Genomic DNA, 17332 nt, shown 5'->3' on the forward strand with positions numbered 1-17332 from the left:
TTTAGCGGATGTTGGGGTCGAAGGTGAAGATCACCAGCGTGCCCAGGAGGACGGTGAAGACCGTCGCGGCGTACAGCAGGCCCTTCAGCCACATGCGGGTGTTGGGGCGCTCGGCGTAGTCGTTGATGACGGTACGCAGGCCGTTGGCGCCGTGCAGCATCGCGAGCCACAGCATCAGCAGGTCCCAGCCCTGCCAGAACGGGGACGCCCAGCGGCCCGCGACGAACGCGAAGCCGATCTTGGAGACGCCGCCGTCGAGGACGAGCTGGATCAGCAGGTGGCCGAGGACCAGGACGACGAGGACGACACCGGACAGGCGCATGAACAGCCATGCGGCCATCTCGAAGTTGCCGCGGGTCGAGCGCGGGGTCTTCGCGGTGCGCTTGCGCGGGGGCTCGATGTACGGAGCCGGGTTGTCGACGTCGTAGCGCGGGGCGCCCTCGACAGGGCCGACGCCGGACGTCGCGGGGGTGGTGTCAGCGGACATGTCTGGCCTCAGCTCCCGAAGAGTGCGCGGACGGCGTGGCCGAGGACGGGGTACAGGGCCCCGACCATGAGGACGATCCAGATGCCCATGACGGTCCAGAGCATCTGCTTCTGGTAGCGCGGGCCCTTCGACCAGAAGTCGACGGCGATCACACGCAGGCCGTTGAGCGCGTGGAAGAGAATCGCGGCGACGAGGCCGTATTCGAGAAGCGCGACGATCGGCGTCTTATAGGTACCAACGACATCGTCGTACGCCTCGGGCGAGACACGGACGAGAGCGGTGTCCAGGACGTGCACGAACAGGAAGAAGAAAATGAGGACACCGGTGACTCGATGAGCCACCCACGACCACATGCCTTCCCGGCCGCGGTACAGCGTTCCAGCCGGCACGGAAGAACCCTCCGGGAGCGGGGACTAGAGCCGCGCCGGCTTCAGTGTCGGGCGGGCCCGGCCGGGTACGGTCCACCGGCCGCTCGTCATCGTATCGACGAGTTGTCGGGACACCCGCACGGGGGGCTTATGTGTGATCAAACAGGCAATCAAACAGGCACGTACGGGCTATTGGTGCCGGTTTCCCTGCTGTCGGCCTCGCCGGCGCCGGGTTCCTGGAGCGGGATGCGGTTCAGGCGCGTGAGGCGGCCACGGGCGAGTCTCCTCAGCTCCTCGGCGGCCAGCTCGCGTTCGTGCACCGGGTCGTTGCCGAGCCGGGTGCGCAGGCCCGCGAGGAGGTGGTCGAGGGCCTCGCCGGGCGCGATGTCGTCCAGGCAGATCACGAAGGGGTGGCCGAAGCGGGCCTGGTACGCGGAGTGGGCCGCGGTCACGGCGGTGCTCGCGGCGGCGTAGGCGTCGGCCTGGGGGAGCGGCAGTTCCTCGCCCGCGAGGGCCTCGGTGATGTCGGCAGGGGTGAGGTCGTAGGCCGCCTCGTCGGATGCGGCGAGCAGCGCGTCGATGTCCGGGTACGGGCGGTGCGCGGCGACCCGGCGGGCCCAGGAGTGGCTGCGGCAGCACGAGCGCAGGATCTGTTCGGCGTGCTCCTGCGGCAGGCCGTTGAAGTGTGCGAGGCGCAGCGGAGGCCTCCGGCGGGGCGGGTGGGGGTGTGGTTGTGGGTGTTGCGTAACGGTAGCGAGGGTGTGGTGCGGGTGTCCGACGGATGCGCGAATTTCACCCGGACGTGAGGTTTCGGGTGGGTGGGTGGACGGGGCGCCCGGGTCGCCGGGTTTGTGTCGTTCGTGGGGCGGCTTCCGACTCGTCGTGGTTGCGTTCGCGCAGTTCCCCGCGCCCCCAAAAAAGGCGCCGTTCGCCGTGGTCCCGAGAAGCGCGGCGTTCCCCGTGGTCTTGGAGGGGCCCCGTTACCGTCGGCGGCGTACGTGTCGGTGCAGCGGGGGCTAGTGAGGTGCGTGTGTCGAAGGAGCGAAGAGCTCTGCTGGTCGTTGGCGCCGGGGCCGCCCTGGTCGCGGTCGTGGGGTGTTCGGGGGGTGACGGGTCGCCCTCCGACGGGAAGTCGGCCTCGTCCGCCGCGCCCTCGCCCACCCGCTCGTACCCGCTGTCGAAGGCCTCGCCCACGATCCCCGCCGTGCATGACTTCACGCCCGCGCACGGGCCCGGGTGGAAGCCCGGCGACGGGAAGGTCGTCGTCGAGGACGGGGAGCTGGCCGACGAGGGGCGGCTCCTCGCCAAGGAGCTGGGCCTCGACTACGCGGGGACCGGTGACGACGCGGGGGCCGGTGACGTAGAGCTGGCGATCGGCGGGAAGAAGGGGGCGAACCCGGAGTCGTACCGGATGACCGTGAAGGCGGGCACCGTGCGGATCGTCGGGCCGGGCGACGCCGGCGTGTTCTACGGGACGCGCACCCTCAAGCAGCAGGTGCACGACGGTGCGCGGGCGCCCGAGGGCGTCACCGCCGACGAACCCGCGAAGCCGCAGCGCGGGTTCAACCTCGACATCGCCCGCAAGCACTTCACCGCCGACTGGATCAAGGACCGGATCCGGGACATCGGCGACCTCAAGTACAACCAGCTCGGCCTGCACTTCTCCGACGACCAGTCCTTCCGCATCGCCTCCGACTCGCACCCCGAGGTCGTGTCGAAGGACCACCTCAGCAAGGCGCAGGTGCGGGACATCCTGAAGCTCGCCGCCGAGCGGCACATCACGGTCGTCCCGGAGATCGACTCGCCGGGGCACCTGGGCGCCGTGATCGCCGCGCACCCCGACCTCCAGCTGCGCGATGTGAACGGGCAGCCGACGCGCGGCGCGGTGGACATCTCCAAGCCCGGCTCCGCGAAGATCGTTGACGACCTGCTGAAGGAGTACGCGAAGCTGTTCAAGGGCGCGTACTGGCATCTGGGCGCCGATGAGTACCAGGCGCTGATGAAGGAGGACCCGGAGGCCTCCTACCCGCAGCTCGTCACGGCCGCCCGGAAGAGGTACGGGGCCAACGCCAAGGTGCAGGACCTCGCCCAGGGCTGGCTCAACGACCGGGCGAAGACCATGGCCCCGTACGACCGGAAGCTGAAGGCGTGGAACGACGGGTTCTACGACGGCGGGGTCGTCGACGCGGACAAGGGCATCGAGGTCGCGTACTGGACCGGCAAGGAGATCGGCGCGCGCGAGCCCCTCGAATACCTGGAGGGGGGCCGGAAGTTGACGAACTACAACGACGAGTACCTGTACTACGTCCTCGGCCAGCCCAACGAGTTCGTCTATCCGACCGGCGAGCGGATCTACAAGAGCTGGACGCCGCGCGTCGTGCGCGGCACGAGCCCGGTGCCCGCGAAGTACGACGACCAGATCCTGGGCGGCTCCTTCGCCGTGTGGTGCGACATCGCGGGGGCGCAGACGCCGGAGCAGGTGGCGAAGGGCATCCGGATGCCGCTGCGGGCGACCTCGCAGAAGCTGTGGGACGCGGGGGAGCCGGAGTTGAGCTGGACGCGGTTCACCGACCTCGCCGACAAGCTGGACGGCTCAGACGGCTGAGCCCGGCGGCCGCGCGCCCCGGCGATCTGTCGTTTTGGTGGCGAACCCCCTTGTGCCTGTGGTCTATTCGGCCACAGGCACGGCATATGTGGCGTACACCGGGACGGCGGGGGACGGGGAACGGGCATGGGCTACTGGGGCTACTACGTGGTCGCGAGAAGCGAGCGGCCGCTGGACAAGTGCGAGGCGCTCAGCGCGGTGCGCGGCGAGCTGACCCTCCTGGAGGAGCGGGCCGACGGCTGGCAGGTGTGGGAGTGCCCCGGCGGCGGCGAACAGACCCGGGACGTGGGCAGCATGAACACCCTCGCCGCGGAGACCGGGGCGCCCGCCCTGTTCGCGTACGTCATGGACTCCGTCTGCGCGGTCGTCGAGGCGGCCGGGCCGCACAGCGGGGCGTGGACGGCGTGCCTGGGGCGGACCGCGATGGCCGGGTACATCGGCGGGGACGAGCGGGCCCTGGAGGACTACTTCCTGCCGCCGGCCGACGCCGCGGAGCGGGCCGTCGGCTGGGCCGCCGAATGCGGCCGCAAGGTGGCGGCGGAGCCGCTCGACCAGGTGCTGCGCGCGACCGCCGAGCCGTCGGCCGAAGAGGCATTCTTCCGGTTCCTCGACCGGCTCGGCGTGCAGGGCGTGTGACCTTCCTCGCAGTGACGTTACTTGCCGCCCGGACGCAGTAAGTCCCGTAAGACTCAAAGGGAATTGCTGAGTCCGCGTGCGGAGGAGCGTTACGGCCATGAGCCTGGTGGAACTGATCGCGCAGGCCGACGAGCGGGGTCTCGCCACGAGCGGGCTCGCCTGCCTCGACCGGTGCGTGCCGCTGCTCGGCGTCGGCGAGCCCGAGGCCCCCGACGAGGACGTGCTGCGCCCCCTGTGGGCGAGCCTCGCGGAGGACGGCGCGCAGTGGGGCCCGCGACTCGCGGCGGCGCGCGGCGAGTTGAGCGCAGCCGACGGCGAGGGCGAGGCCGCCGACCTGGTGCGGCGGATGCTCGGCGCCGCGCCCGAGCGGGCGATGGCCGACGCGTGGCGGGAGTGGGCGGACGCCTGCTCGGTCGCCGCGCTCCAGGTCCACCGGATGCTCGACCCCGGCCAGGACTCGGCGTCCGGCGTCAGCGCGCGCCGCGAGGGCAGCACCGACGGCATGTCCCCGCTGGTCGCCGCCGAACTGCGCCGCCAGACCCAGATCCTGGAGCTCCTCGCGGGCGGCGGAGCGGGGGGCCTGCGGCAGGCGCTGGTGGTGTCGACGGAGGGGCGGAGGGTGTTGCGGGCGGTGGTCTCCCGACGGGAGCGGGGGTTCGGGTGACCGGGCCGTCACGGAGCTTCTTCCTACGCCCCGGGGCTCTGCCCCGGACCCCGCTCCTCAATCACCGGAGAGGCTTGGTTTTCCAAGCAGCGGTGCAAAACGGGCGTACGGGCGGACTATAGGAGGCAATGCGCGGCACCCGGTCGCGCAGCCACCGACTCGGGAGGCCGCCCATGGCCGAAGCCCGTCCCACGGACACCAACCCACCCCGGGCGGAGCCCGATCCGCGCCGCTGGTGGGCCCTCGTCATCATCGGGGTCGCCCAACTCATGGTCGTCCTCGACATGACCATCGTGAACATCGCGCTGCCCTCGGCCCAGGCCGACCTGGACATGTCGGACGGCAACCGCCAGTGGGTCATCACCGCCTACACGCTCGCCTTCGGCGGCCTGCTCCTCCTCGGCGGCCGGGTCACCGACCTCATCGGCCGCAAACTCGCCTTCTGCATCGGCCTGTTGGGCTTCGCCGCCGCGTCCGCGCTCGGCGGCGCCGCGGCGGGCCAGGGCATGCTGTTCGGCGCGCGGGCACTGCAGGGCGCGTTCGCGGCGCTGCTCGCGCCCGCCGCGCTCTCCCTCCTCGCCACGACGTTCACCGAACCCCGCGAACGCAGCCGTGCGTTCGGCGTGTTCGGGGCGATCGTCGGCGCGGGCGCCGCCATCGGCCTGCTCGCGGGCGGCTTCCTGACCGAGTACCTGGACTGGCGCTGGTGCCTGTACGTCAACGTACCCATCGCGCTCGGCGCCTTCCTCGGCGCGCTGGTACTGCTGCACGGTGGCCGGGTGATGGCGGATCCGCATCTCGACGTGCCGGGCGCGCTGCTCGGCTGCGCCGGAATGCTGTCGCTCGTCTACGGCTTCTCGGAGGCCGAATCCCGTTCCTGGGACGACCCGTTGGTGCTGACGCTGCTGTTCGGGGGCCTGGCCCTGCTCCTGCTGTTCGGCCTCTGGCAGCGCAGGGCGCGGGTGCCGCTGCTGCCGATATCCGTGATCAGGGACCGGCAGCGGGTCGGCGCGTTCCTCACGATCCTGTTCGTGACCGTCGGCCTCTTCGGCGTCTTCCTCTTCCTGACGTACTACATGCAGCGCGTCCTCGGATACTCGCCGGTGAAGACGGGTGTGGCCTATCTGCCCATCACGGTGGGGATGTTGATCGGTTCGACGCAGGTCGCGGCGCGGCTCCTGCACAGGGTGCCGCCGCGCGCCCTGATGGTGCCGGGCCTCGTCGTCGGGGCGGGCGGCCTCGCGATCATCGCGCAGGTGGGCACCGAGCCCGCGTACGCCTCGCACGTCCTGCCCGGCATGCTGCTGCTCGGCCTCGGCATGGGTACGGCGATGATGACCTCGGTGTCCCTGGCCACCGGGAGCGTCGCCCCGCAGGACGCGGGCGCCGCCTCCGCCACCTTCAACACCGCTCAGCAGGTGGGCGGTTCGATCGGTACGGCGCTGCTCAACACGATCGCGGCGAGCGTCACGGCGGACTACCTGGCGGCGCACGCCCGCCCCGGAGCCGACCGCCGTGAACTCGCCGCCCGCGCCACCGTGCACGGCTTCAACGTCGCGACGTGGTGGGCGGTGGCCTCGGTGCTGCTCGCGGCGGTCCTCGCGGCGATCGTGGTGAACGCGCCGCGCCCGGTGGCGCCCGCGGGCGCGGCGCCGGTTCCGGAGGACGTCAGGGAGGCAACGTAGGCGAGAGGACGTACAGCTCGGAATAGTGTCGCAGTTATACGTACCACTGCGACACTATTCCGAGCAGGTGCCCTCTACGGCGCCAGGTTGGTCCCGATCCGTGCCGTCGCCGATGTACCCAGCGTCGTCTTCGTGAACGTCTTGGTCGAGGACAGCCCCAGACCGCTGGAGTTGCTCGGTACGTACGTCAGGTTGCCCTCGCCCGCGTTCTCGCCGGCCGTGCCGAGCACCAGGTCGGTGCGCCCGTAGCCGGAGAGGTCGGTCAGGGCGACCGCCGAACCGAGGTTGTCGTTCGACTCGGTGGAGCCGGGGATGCCGCTGGTGTCCTGCGTGACGCTCAGCGCGCCCGTGCCGGTGATCCCGCTCGAAGTCCCCTTGAGCAGGATCGAGTTACCGGCGTTCGACCGGTTGCTGGTACGGGTGATGTCCTCGTTCGGCGCGCCCGCGAGCACGTCCGCGTACCCGTCGAGGTTGTAGTCGCCGACCGCGATCGAGGCGCCCATCGCGTCGCCGGACTCGGCGGCGCCGGGGACGCCCGAGGTGTCCTGATTGACGGACTTGGCGCCCGTCGTGGTCAGGCCGCCCGCCGTCGTGGCCGTCGCCGCGGAACCCTTCACGAAGGTGACCTGGCCGCCGGCGGCGGCGCCGGACTCGGCGGTGTACGGCTGGCCGATGGCGATGTCGTCGACGCCGTCGCCGTTGATGTCGCCGGCGCCGATGGAGCGGCCGCCCTTGACGGAGAGCGTGGCCGCCTTGCGCAGGCCGCCGGAGCCGCCCTTGTACCAGACGACCTTGCCGATGCTCGCGCCGTCGCGGTAGTTGAGGGCGACGTCCGCGTAGCCGTCCTGGTTGAAGTCCCCGGACGCGGCGTCGGCGTAGGACAGGTTGTCCTCGGTGGTGGTGATCGTGGAGTCGGTGTCCCAGCCGTCGCCGTAGCGGGCGCTCCAGGTGCCGCCGGTGCCGGTGGAGGCGGCGAACACGTCGGCCTTGCCGTCCGCGTTGAAGTCGCCGACGGCCACGGCGGAGCCGTAGCGGGCGTTGGTCAGCTCGTAGCTGCCGTCGAGGTTGACACCGGTGCCGGTGGTGAAGCCGGGACCGTAGAGGATCGTGTACGCGCCCCGGTTGGAGTGGCCGCTGCCGTCGTCCTCGCCGGGCTGGCCGATGGCGATGTCGGTGGCGCCGTCGCCGTTGATGTCGCCGGTGGCGGTGGAGGCGCCGAACTCGTCACCGCTCTCGCCCGCGCCGGGGATGTCCGGACTCGACTGCGAGATCAGCTTCTTCCCGGTGGTCGTGGGTCCGGCGGTGGAGCCGGGGACGATGGCGATCTGACCGCCGCTGGACCCCTTCGGGAGGCCGGAGACGATGTCGTCGGTGGCGTCACCGACGACGTTCTGGGAGGCCAGGGCGTGCGAGACGCCGGGGGCGGCGGCGAGCGTCGCGACGCGGCCCAGCTTCGGGTACAGGTTCGCGCCGGGGCAGGCGGTGGAGTTGGTGTCCCGGTGGCCGAAGACGCGCGGCAGGCTGATGGTGGCGCCCTTGGCGACCTTGTTCCCATCCGTCCCCAGGTCCCCATTGGACGTCAGGGTCACCTTGTCGGTCGCCTTGATGCCGTACTGGCCGAACTTCCAGGCGACGACGCGGGCGATGGAGTCCAGCGCGGCCTTGGTGGGCTTCACCTTGTCGAAGTTGCCGATGTACGAGATGCCGACGGTGTCGGTGTTGAAGCCGTAGTCGTGGGCGCCGTGCACGGGCAGGTCCATGCCGCCGGTCCGACCCTCGAAGATCTGCCCACACCTGTCGACGACGAAGTTGTAGCCGATGTCGTAGTAGCCCTTGGCGACGTGGTCCTGCTGGATCGCGCGCAGCCGCTCGGCGGTCTTCGCGCAGGGCACCGCGTTGTCGGAGTCGACGCCGGTGTGGTGCACGACGGCGGCCTTGATCTCCGTGTCGTACTCGGGCGTCCCGTCGTGCGGGAGCCCGGGACCCCACACGGACTGCGGGATGATCGTCGGCTTCACGACGGTGGACGGGCGGGGCGCGGGCGGCGTATCGGCCGGCGTCTCGCCAGGTGTCTCGTCGGTGGAGAACGCGGCGTTCTGCGGGTCGCTGCTGCCGCCCTTGCGGGTGCCGGTGCCCGGGTCGATGAGCTTGACGTCCATCCCGGTGGGCAGGTCGGCGGCCTTCCCGTCGGCGTCCACGACGCGCACCTCGACGCCGTCGGAGGCGGCGGGGGTGGACACGGAGGAGGTGCCGCCGCGGATGTCGGTGCCCTCGCGCTCGGCGCCGTCCGCGTCGTTCGTCTCCTTCGGCAGCGTGGTCCAGGCACCCCACGTGCCGGATGCGGCGTTCCGCGCCCGGAACTGCGCCGTGCCGTCGAGCCGGTCCTCCGGGTCCTTCCACGTCACGGACACGGCGTTGAACCGGTCCGTCGACTTCTGCGGAACGACCTTCCGGTCGGCCTTCGTCTCCAGGCTCAACGTGTGCACGGACGGCGCCCGGTACGCGGCGGCCTGCGCGCCCTCGGCTCCCGGGTCGGCCATCGCGTACGTCACGACCCCGGCGCCGCCGACGACGACCGCCCCCATCGTGATCCACGCTCTCCGCTTCAGGCTCAGCGGCTTGTACGCGTGCGATCTGCGCGCGTCGTCCGCCTGCGCCTTCCCACGCGAATGTCGCGGGCTCAATTGCCCCACCCCTTGATGAAGTTCACATAGCCCCCGCGCGTCACGCGGGTGGATGCTCTATCCAGCGAACGACCGCCGAGAAACGTCACTGGTTGTGCGGGTGTGGCGTAGGTCACGCCCCGTCCCGTGCCTCGCGTTCGGATACCAGGGCGGCGTCGGGAACGGCGCCCCGAACTATGGACCGGAACTGTGACGGATATCCGCAATCGCTTCGCGGTTCCGGGTCACAGTCATGTCCGTGTCGTGAATCGGTTGGAGGGAGGGGCTGTGGAGTCGGTGGTGACCTTTTGGCTGATGTTGCACGGGTGGGGGCGGGTGGCCGGTGTCGGGGTCTGAGGGCGTGGCTGGCGTCGACCAGCTTGGCCGTCGTCGGCTCGATGCCGCCCTTGCCCGTGTCGGTGTCGTCTTTCGTGGGATGACTGCGGTGCCCGATGAGCGCAACTGTGAGTGTCACTGGGGGAGTTCCGAGGAGTTGGCTCTGTTGAGGGTGCCCGACGTGGAGTTGGAGCCGGATCTGTTGCGGCGCACCTGGGCGGCTGCCGACTGGCTCGATCACGGGGCGGTGTTGCGGCGGATCCTGCCGCAGTTCGCTGCCGCATTGGTCGCGGGGCGTGTTGAGCCCCTGTTCGGGCTGGAGGAGGCGGGGACGTCATTCGCTCGTGGCCGCTGGCAGGAGTGGCCCGATCGGCAGGCCGGTGCGGTGCGTGAGTTCCTTCATGCCTGGTGGGTGCAGAGTCTTACCGACCCGGCCGCCGCCGTCCCGGCCCATCAGGTCATGGCGATGTGTGCGGAGGCGTCGGGAACGGTTGGCCCCTGGCTTGCCGTGTGGGAGGGGCTGGAGGGGCCGCTCTGCGATCAGCGGCTCGTCGATGCCGTACGGGTGTGGGAGTACGAGCTTCTGGGCGACAGCCTCCCGTGGTACGTCGACTGGTACGACCACGACGAGGCTGTGATGTGCGCCGAGTTGACCGCTTGGCTTCTCGGTCGTGGTGCCGAGCGGCTGCGCAGGGCCGACGCCCCGGCGGAGCTGCGGCACCGGGTGCGGCTGATGGGGCTGCACGGCGAGGAGCGTTGGGCCGATCCGCACTGGCCGGGGCACCGGTATTGACTCGGGTGCTACGTCTCCTGGGTTGGGTCCAGGGTGCGGTACGTCCCGTCGAATTACTCGTCGCGCGGCTGCCGGAGTTGGACTCGCGGTTGCGGATTCCGCGCGCCATGGTCGCCGAGCTCGAAACCCTCGTACGAGGGTGGATCACGCGCGGGCACACCGCGCAGAGCGTGTGGCAGTGCATCCGGCGGCATCTGCCGGGGCGGCTCGGGTGGATCGAGAAGCCGGGTGGGTTGGTGAGGTACGTGCTGGCGGAGATTCCGCCTGCGCCCGCACCGGTACCGGTACTCGCGCTCGCGTCTGCCTCGGGCGGTGCCTCGCGGCCTCGGCCCGAGCCGCGGGTCGCGCGGATGCGGGAGTACGAGGGGGGCGCATGTGCAGGCGAGGCTGTTCCTGCCGGTGGGGGACGAGACGCTGTGCGCGACCTGTGACGGTTGAGGTGGCGGGTCCGCTGGGGGAGGTGCGGGAGGCGGCCGAAGTGGGTCTCCCGGTGACCGGGGCCAATGGGCCGGGTAAGGGGGGGCGCACCATGGGTGAGGGTGAAAGACGGGCTGTTGAGATGCGGCGGCACGCGGCGGGGCTCGTCGCGCGGGTCGCCTCGGCGCGGGTGCGGCTCGACTATTCGGTCGCCAGTCTGCGTGTCGTGGACTTCCTGGTGGAGGGGTTGCGTAAAGGGAGTGCCGGGGTGGGCCCGGAGCGCGTGTTGTTCGGGCTCGGGGCGTACGTGGGGGAGGTCCTGGTCCGGCGGGCCGGTGCGGTGTGGGTGGACTTCGACGAGACCCAACGTGCGTATTTCCGGCAGGACGTGGGTGTGCGGATGCCCGATGGGCGGGTGTGGAATCCGCTGGGCCGGGTCCGGAACCGGTACGAGGTCGGGCCCGAGGAGTCGCTGGCGACGTTCTATCTGACGCTTCCGGGGCGGCGGGGTGGGCGGGTTCCTCGCTGAGGACCCCGGGAGCGGGAAGTGCTCGACGGCATCGCGGGTGCCTGATGGCGAAGACCAGTGTGGAGATCGATCCCGAGCGGCTTGAGCAGGTTCGGAGGATCTGCGGTGCCACTCGCGCCGAGATGCTGTACTCGGCCCGGAATTCCGACGACCCCGGTCGGCCTCCATCGCCGATCTCATCGTCGCGGTCACCGCGCGAGCGCACCGGCTCACCGTGCTGCACTACGCCAACGACTTCCAGGCCATCGCGAAGATCACGGGTCAGCCGGTGGAATGGGTGGTGCCCGCAGGGACGGTCTGAGGGGGCCGTCGGTGGCGTCGGGGTGTCAGGGCGTCAGCCGGACCGCGAGCACTCACACTCAGACCGCGAACATCGAGCCGTTGTCGAGTTCGACGATCTCGGTCGTCGCGGGGCGGCGGACGGTCAGGGGTTCGTCGTAGTCGGAGAACTTCAGGTCGGCCGACATGTTCTTCTCCGTCGCCTTCAGGGAGCGCAGGTACGGCTTCGGGCCGGCGTCGACGTAGGCGAGGCCCTTTTCACCGGAAGTCCCGGAGGTCCCGGATGTCCCGGAAGTTCCGGAGGTGGTACCGGAGTTCGGGGTCGGGACGAGGGGGATCATGCGGCGTCCGTCGCGTTGGACCGGCTTCAGGGCCTTCGTTCCCGCCACGTCCTCGCTTCCGCCGATCTTCTGCGCGAGCGTGCACAGGGCGGCGAGGCTCTTGGCTCCCTTCGGGCCCGAGGGGGCCTTCGCGTATTTGCCCCGTATCAGGGCCAGACGCTCCCGCATCTGCTCGGCGATCTGTGGTCCCCGGGTGTCGGCCATGGCCTGCATTTCGTTCAGTGACGCGTCACTGAACTTGACGTAGGCCTCGGGTTCACCGGATTTCTTGCCTGCGATGGCGATGAGGTGGCCGCGTTGTCCCGGTTCTGCGTCGAAGTTCCCGGCGCAGTTCTGCTCCCGGTCGATCCGCACGTCGAGCCGCATTCGCTGGGTGCCCTGCTTGACGTCCGCGACCACGTGGACCGAGCGGGCCTCGCGCAGCAGTGCCGCCGATTGCGTCAACAGGCGTTCGCCGTACGGCAGTTGGGTGATGGCCGGTGGCTCGGGCCGGTCGAGGATTCCGGTGGCCCAGTCCGCCGTCTCCGAAGGCGGCGTGGTCATTGACTTTCCGGCCGGCACGGGCTGCCACACGGCCCCCGCCCCCAGTACCCCCACGACCACGACACCCGTCACCACACCCCGTACGGTCACAGTGCGACGCAATGCCGTCTCCCCCTTGTTCCGTTGGTCCGTGTTGTTTTGTTGTTTTGGTGTTTCGTTGGTGGTGCACACCGTCTTCACGTATTCCTTCAGCGGACCTGCCTGTGCGGCTGTCACAGGTGGTGCGCATGGTGCTTCTCACAGGGGTAACTCGGCGGAGTGGAACAACCATTGGGAGTGTTGGTTCGTCGCGTGGTCGCGGCGGGCCGGACCGGGACCGCTCTGTGACGTTTTTGTGGAGGGCGGCGCTGATCCCGATGGGGGCGGTGGGCGCGGATGCGTTTGCCGCAATAGGGAGACGTGCGGAGAGAGAAGCGGTTGGGCCAGGGAGGGGAGCCGCGTCGTGCGCAGGCGCGCGACGGGGAGCTGGGCGCTGCCGTCGCGCGGGCCCAGGAGGGGGACGAGGCCGCCTTCGCCGTCGCGTATCGGCTCGTACAGCCGGGGCTGCTCGGGTACTTGCGGGGGCTGGTCGGGGACGAGGCGGAGGATGTCGCCTCCGACGCGTGGCTGGAGATCGCGCGGGATCTCGGTCGGTTCCGTGGGGACGGGGCCGGGTTTCGGGGGTGGACCGCGACCATTGCGAGGCATCGCGCCCTCGATCTGCTGCGGCGGCAGAAAGTGCGGCCGCAGCAGGCCGTGTTGGAGACGGATGTGTTCGAGCTGCCCGGTGGGCGGGATGCCGCCGAGCAGGCTCTGGAGGCGCTTTCCACCGAGAGGGCGCTCGCGTTGCTCGAGTCGTTGCCGCGTGATCAGCGGGAGGCCGTGTTGCTACGGGTTGTCGTCGGGCTCGATGCGCCCGCCGCCGCGCGGGTGCTCGGCAAGCGGCCGGGTGCCGTGCGTACGGCGGCGTATCGGGGGCTCAAGCGGCTGGCCCGGGAGATCGGGGAGCCCGGGGATCCCGGGGATCCCGGAGCGCCCGGGGGGTTCGGGGGAGAGGGTGCGGGAGGCGGGCAGGGGTGAGGGGCGCGGGTGTGACGGAACGTTGGGCGCGGACGCTGGGGGATGCGAGATGACTGAGAATTTCTCGCCCTCGCCCCCGGCGGAGCCCAATGGAGTCGAGTCCCGCGGCGCCGACCGGGCCTCCGTGCTGTTCGCCGACACCCTGCGCGGCGGCGCCGCCCCTCTGAACGTCGACCGCGAGCGGCGGGCGCTCGACGCCTACCGTGCCGCCCGCGACTCCGGCGCGCTCGCCGCCGCGACTCCCCGTCGCCGCGACGACTGGCGGCCACGTCGGCAGCGGCCGCGGTGGTCGGTGCGGGCGGGGGCGGGGGCGCTCTTCGCGAGCGTCGCCGTCGGGGGCGTCGCGGTCGCCGGGATCGGGTCGGGCGTGCTGACCGTGGACGACGGTGACCGGCCTGGGGCGGGGCCGGGGCGCGGCTCTGCGAGCCCGTCCCCCGCTGTCACCGCGCCCGACCTCCCGGGCGCCGGGACGCCGGGGGCGACGACCCTGCCGGATCCGGATCCGGAGCCGCGGGCCGAGGACGGAAAGGAAGGAAGGGGCGGCGAGGGCGCGCGGTGCGTGTCGTACGAGGACGGGCGCGGGCTGAGCCGGGCCGAGCGCGCCGCCGAGGGGTGTGACACACCCTCGCCCCAGGCGTCTCGTACGTCCCGTACCTCCCGTACGGGGAAGGTCGCGGGCGGCGGCGGCAGCGACAACCACTCCGCCAAGTCACCGCATCCGCACGGCAACAAGTGAGCGCGCCTCAAAAACGCGCCCCATATGCGGGACGGCCGAGGTCGCCACCCCCCACAGGAGAGACCCCGGCCGCCGCGCGTCACGGGTCGCGAGCGGCCCGTACTCTCTTCAGCGCCGCGGCTGCGTTTTGTGTCACACCGTTCTGGGGCACCGTTGGTTGTCTGTTGTACGAACATGGACGTAGGGACGTACAGGCCGTAGCGTTTCGGTCCGCGCCGGGCGTGCGCACCCGTACGTAACTACTCGTATCTACCGGTATCTACGGCGCACACGGCTTCATGGCCAGAGCAGGGCAGGCAGGGGCAGGGAGTGCTGGGGGACGACGCGGAGCTGACCGCCGCGGTGCTCGCGGCACAGGACGGGGACGAGACCGCGTTCCGGACTGTGTACCGCACCGTGCACCCACGGCTGCTCGGATACGTACGTACGCTCGTCGGCGACCCGGACGCGGAGGACGTCGCGTCGGAGGCGTGGCTGCAGATAGCCCGTGACCTCGACCGGTTCGAGGGGGACGCCGACCGGTTCCGGGGGTGGGCCGCCCGGATCGCCCGCAATCGGGCTCTCGATCACATACGGATGCGGGGCCGGCGCCCGGCGATCGGCGGCGACGAGAGCGAACTCACCGGCAAACCCGCCTCGTCCGACACCGCCGACGAGGCCATCGAGTCCCTCGCGACCGGCGACACCATGGCGCTCATCTCCCAGCTCCCGCAGGACCAGGCCGAGGCCGTCGTGCTGCGTGTCGTCGTCGGCCTTGACGCGAAGAGCGCCGCGCAGACCCTCGGCAAACGGCCCGGCGCGGTACGCACCGCCGCGCACCGCGGGCTGAAGCGCCTCGCCGAACTGCTCGGCGCCGGCGAACCCACCGACGCCGACAGCAGTGCCGCTGCCGACGCCGACGCCGACTCCCTCGGAGCGGTACCGGCTCCACGGCGCGCCCGCTCCCGTACGGCGACGTCCGCAGGTGTGACGCATTCGCGTTCGCGGGCGCAGAAGGACATGTGATGGCCGACGAGCACAACAAGTGGCTGAGCCGCGACGCGGCGGACCGCCTGCTGCGCGGAGAGCCCCCGGCCGTCTCCGGAGACGCCGCCAGGCAGGCCGAACGGCTGGCCGCCGCGCTGCACGCGCTGAGCGAGGTGCAGGAGGCGCGGACGGTCGGGCCCAAGGGGGAACTCCCGGGCGAGGACGCCGCGTTGAAGGCGTTCCGTGACGCGCGTGACGCGAGCGCCGTCACGGCTGTGAACAGTGCGGTGAGCGGCGTGACGGCTACAGCTTCGGCTTCGGCTTCGGCTGCGGGGCGCGGTGAGCGTCGTACGCGCTGGGGGCGGCCCGCACGGTTCGGGCTCGCCGCCGCGGTCGCCGCCTGCATGCTCGGCGGGGTCGCCGTCGCCGCGGGGACCGGGGTGCTGCCCTCGCCGTTCCGCGAGGCGGACGATCCGGCGCCGGCCGCGTCCGTGTCCGCCGCCGCGAGCCCCGACCGGCCGCTCTCCTCCGCCTCGGCGGGCGTCACCGAGGACGGCCACGTGACGCCGGAGCCGACGAAGTCGCCCGGTGCGGCGTCCGGCGAAGGGTCCGCCTCGGGCTCCGCTTCCCACGGTGACGGTGAAGGCGATGGCACGGACGAACGGCACGACGGGCGTACGTCCCAGGGGCAGGGCCCCAAGTCGGGCGCGACCGGCGACGCGGCGCTGAAGGCGCAGGGGCGCAGGCTCGTCGACGCCTGCCGCAAGTACCGGGGCGGGCAACTCGGCGGCGCGGACGTGCGGCGGTTGCAGGCGACCGCGAAGTCCCTCGGCCAGAGCCCGCGCACCCTCGGCCGTTTCTGCGACCGCGTCATCGCGCGCGCCGGATCCTCCGAGGCCCCCGCCGACAAGACCGCCTCGCAGCGCACGGACAACAAGAGCGACTCCTCGGGAGCGGGAAGCGAGAGCTTCGCGAGCGACAGCGGCGGCGGCAACGGCGGCGGCAGCGGGAACGGCAAGGGCGACGGCGACAGCGACGGCGACGGTTCGGGCGGCCGGAGCGGCGGCAAGGGCAAGAGCGGGAGCGAGGACGGCTCCGGGGGCGACGCGGACGGAGCCGATGCCACCGACCCCAGCGCTACGGCGAGCCCGAGCCCGAGCCCGAGCCCAACCTCGACCCCGAGTCGCTGACCTGCGGAAACGTAAGCGGCGAAAAAGGTTGCGCCTGGGTGTGACGTTTCTGGCCGGTTCGGCGCAGTAGTAAGTGAGCCGACTGGTCATCGGCCGTGCACGAGCCGGGGTTCCCCCCGTACCTTCGGCTCAGTGCCACTGGCGCGGGTGGGACACGTTCCCCCGGTCCCACCCGCGCCGCTCAAGCCTCACCCGTACGTCCTCACCAGTAGATGACGACCTTGTCGCCGTTCTTGACCTGGGCGAACAGCTTCGCGATCTTCTCCTCGTCCTTGACGTTCACGCAGCCGTGCGAGGCGCCCGCGTAGCCGCGTGCTGCGAAGTCCGACGAGTAGTGCACCGCCTGGCCGCCGCTGAAGAACATCGCGTACGGCATGGGGGTGTCGTAGAGCGTCGAGACGTGGTGCCGGGACTTGAAGGACACGTGGAAGACGCCCTCGCGGGTCGGCGTGTACTGCGAGCCGAAGCGGACCTCCGTCGTCAGTACGCGCCTGCCGTCCACCATCCACGACAGCGTGCGGCTCGTCTTGCTGACGCACAGCACCCGGCCCGTCATGCAGCGCGGGTCCGGCTTCGCCGGGGTCTGGCCGCCCGCCGCGTACAGCTCCCACTTCGTCGGCTCGTGGGTCATCCGCAGCAGCCGCTGCCAGGTCACGGTGTCCGTCACGCCGGTGCTCGGCAGCCCGCGCTTGGCCTGAAATCCCTTGACCGCCTTGGTCGTTGAGGCGTCGTACGTGCCCGTGGGTCCCTCGTAGAGCCAGGCCACCTGGTGGAGCCGGGCCTGGAGCTCCCGTACGTTCCCGGTCCGGGCGCCGGGGGAGAGGAGGGCCTTGGGGGCGGGTGGACGAGTGGTGGGGGCGGGCGGGGGCGTGGCGGGCTTGTCGTCGTCGGACGCGGGGGTGGAGGGGGACGAGGTCAGGGGCGGTGCGGCGCGACCGCCCTCCACCGCCTGTGCCTTGCACCCCGCGACCAGGGCCAGCACCCCGGTGACCGCGATCGATGAACGTAGGACAGCTGTCCGCATGACATCCCCCG

At 71.2% G+C, this 17332-nt stretch carries 16 protein-coding genes; 10 read left to right on the forward strand and 6 right to left on the reverse strand.

All coding sequences use genetic code 11. The features are described from left to right. Nucleotide 1 precedes the first annotated feature (1 nt). From RBJ65_RS03200 to RBJ65_RS03210, 3 genes are all read right to left on the reverse strand, one after another. The gene (locus tag RBJ65_RS03200; protein ID WP_306317679.1) at nt 2–487 is read right to left on the reverse strand and encodes a succinate dehydrogenase hydrophobic membrane anchor subunit; all 486 of its coding nucleotides are present in this window, start codon (nt 485–487) and stop codon (nt 2–4) included. Nucleotides 488–495: 8 nt separating this feature from the next. Continuing rightward, a complete protein-coding gene (gene sdhC, locus RBJ65_RS03205; protein ID WP_266713332.1) occupies nt 496–876 on the reverse strand; it encodes a succinate dehydrogenase, cytochrome b556 subunit in 381 nt (126 codons plus the stop codon). Nucleotides 877–1025: 149 nt separating this feature from the next. Further along, on the reverse strand, nt 1026–1646 hold the full coding sequence (locus tag RBJ65_RS03210; protein ID WP_372341222.1) for a 2-oxo-4-hydroxy-4-carboxy-5-ureidoimidazoline decarboxylase: 621 nt from the start codon (nt 1644–1646) through the stop codon (nt 1026–1028). Nucleotides 1647–1879: 233 nt separating this feature from the next. On the opposite strand from RBJ65_RS03210, the gene RBJ65_RS03215 reads away from it, so the two are divergent. From RBJ65_RS03215 to RBJ65_RS03230, 4 genes are all read left to right on the forward strand, one after another. Continuing rightward, entirely contained in the window at nt 1880–3460 is a 1581-nt protein-coding gene (locus RBJ65_RS03215) for a glycoside hydrolase family 20 protein (RefSeq protein WP_372341215.1), read from the forward strand. 126 nt (nt 3461–3586) lie between these two features. Then, nucleotides 3587–4096, forward strand: coding sequence for a hypothetical protein (locus tag RBJ65_RS03220; RefSeq protein ID WP_306317680.1), 510 nt, complete (start codon nt 3587–3589; stop codon nt 4094–4096). Nucleotides 4097–4193: 97 nt separating this feature from the next. After that, nucleotides 4194–4760, forward strand: coding sequence for a hypothetical protein (locus tag RBJ65_RS03225; RefSeq protein ID WP_306317681.1), 567 nt, complete (start codon nt 4194–4196; stop codon nt 4758–4760). 173 nt (nt 4761–4933) lie between these two features. Next, entirely contained in the window at nt 4934–6445 is a 1512-nt protein-coding gene (locus tag RBJ65_RS03230; RefSeq protein ID WP_306317682.1) for an MFS transporter, read from the forward strand. 74 nt (nt 6446–6519) lie between these two features. Here the strand turns inward: RBJ65_RS03230 and RBJ65_RS03235 are convergent, their stop codons facing one another. Continuing rightward, a complete protein-coding gene (locus RBJ65_RS03235) occupies nt 6520–9129 on the reverse strand; it encodes an N-acetylmuramoyl-L-alanine amidase (protein WP_306317683.1) in 2610 nt (869 codons plus the stop codon). A gap of 340 nt (nt 9130–9469) precedes the next feature. On the opposite strand from RBJ65_RS03235, the gene RBJ65_RS03240 reads away from it, so the two are divergent. Beyond that, nucleotides 9470–10237, forward strand: coding sequence for a hypothetical protein (locus RBJ65_RS03240; RefSeq protein ID WP_306317684.1), 768 nt, complete (start codon nt 9470–9472; stop codon nt 10235–10237). 529 nt (nt 10238–10766) lie between these two features. Beyond that, entirely contained in the window at nt 10767–11183 is a 417-nt protein-coding gene (locus RBJ65_RS03245; RefSeq protein WP_306317685.1) for a hypothetical protein, read from the forward strand. Nucleotides 11184–11542: 359 nt separating this feature from the next. On the opposite strand, the gene RBJ65_RS03250 is transcribed toward RBJ65_RS03245, so the two are convergent. Further along, nucleotides 11543–12346 (reverse strand): hypothetical protein, encoded by an 804-nt coding sequence (locus RBJ65_RS03250; protein WP_306317686.1) that lies wholly within the window; start codon nt 12344–12346, stop codon nt 11543–11545. A gap of 417 nt (nt 12347–12763) precedes the next feature. Here RBJ65_RS03250 and RBJ65_RS03255 point away from each other — a divergent pair, with 417 nt between their 5' ends. The 4 genes from RBJ65_RS03255 (at nt 12764) to RBJ65_RS03270 (ending at nt 16297) form a co-directional block, all read left to right on the forward strand. Next, nucleotides 12764–13405, forward strand: a complete 642-nt coding sequence (locus RBJ65_RS03255; protein ID WP_306318006.1) for an RNA polymerase sigma factor — start codon at nt 12764–12766, stop codon at nt 13403–13405. A gap of 49 nt (nt 13406–13454) precedes the next feature. Next, nucleotides 13455–14141 carry a hypothetical protein gene (locus RBJ65_RS03260; RefSeq protein ID WP_306317687.1) on the forward strand — a complete coding sequence of 229 codons (687 nt, stop codon included), beginning with the start codon at nt 13455–13457 and terminating at the stop codon, nt 14139–14141. A gap of 309 nt (nt 14142–14450) precedes the next feature. Next, complete coding sequence (locus RBJ65_RS03265) at nt 14451–15146, forward strand: RNA polymerase sigma factor (protein WP_306317688.1); 696 nt, start codon at nt 14451–14453, stop codon at nt 15144–15146. Beyond that, entirely contained in the window at nt 15146–16297 is a 1152-nt protein-coding gene (locus tag RBJ65_RS03270) for a hypothetical protein (protein WP_306317689.1), read from the forward strand. Before RBJ65_RS03265 ends, RBJ65_RS03270 begins: the two co-directional genes overlap by 1 nt. Before the next feature lie 202 nt (nt 16298–16499). Here RBJ65_RS03270 and RBJ65_RS03275 read toward each other — a convergent pair whose 3' ends face one another. Then, nucleotides 16500–17321 carry a L,D-transpeptidase family protein gene (locus RBJ65_RS03275; protein WP_306317690.1) on the reverse strand — a complete coding sequence of 274 codons (822 nt, stop codon included), beginning with the start codon at nt 17319–17321 and terminating at the stop codon, nt 16500–16502. Between the last annotated feature and the right edge of the window lie 11 nt (nt 17322–17332).

Origin of the sequence: Streptomyces sp. KL109B (genome assembly GCF_030766935.1) — a bacterium.
Lineage (GTDB): Bacteria > Actinomycetota > Actinomycetes > Streptomycetales > Streptomycetaceae > Streptomyces.

Excerpts from the sequence above, each read along its gene's own strand:
- RBJ65_RS03200 (WP_306317679.1), bottom strand. The coding sequence starts at position 487 with ATGTCCGCTGACACCACCCCCGCGACGTCCGGCGTCGGCCCTGTCGAG.
- RBJ65_RS03220 (WP_306317680.1), top strand. The coding sequence starts at position 3,587 with ATGGGCTACTGGGGCTACTACGTGGTCGCGAGAAGCGAGCGGCCGCTG.
- RBJ65_RS03225 (WP_306317681.1), top strand. The coding sequence starts at position 4,194 with ATGAGCCTGGTGGAACTGATCGCGCAGGCCGACGAGCGGGGTCTCGCC.
- RBJ65_RS03230 (WP_306317682.1), top strand. The coding sequence starts at position 4,934 with ATGGCCGAAGCCCGTCCCACGGACACCAACCCACCCCGGGCGGAGCCC.
- RBJ65_RS03245 (WP_306317685.1), top strand. The coding sequence starts at position 10,767 with ATGGGTGAGGGTGAAAGACGGGCTGTTGAGATGCGGCGGCACGCGGCG.
- RBJ65_RS03250 (WP_306317686.1), bottom strand. The coding sequence starts at position 12,346 with ATGACCACGCCGCCTTCGGAGACGGCGGACTGGGCCACCGGAATCCTC.
- RBJ65_RS03260 (WP_306317687.1), top strand. The coding sequence starts at position 13,455 with ATGACTGAGAATTTCTCGCCCTCGCCCCCGGCGGAGCCCAATGGAGTC.
- RBJ65_RS03270 (WP_306317689.1), top strand. The coding sequence starts at position 15,146 with ATGGCCGACGAGCACAACAAGTGGCTGAGCCGCGACGCGGCGGACCGC.
- RBJ65_RS03275 (WP_306317690.1), bottom strand. The coding sequence starts at position 17,321 with ATGCGGACAGCTGTCCTACGTTCATCGATCGCGGTCACCGGGGTGCTG.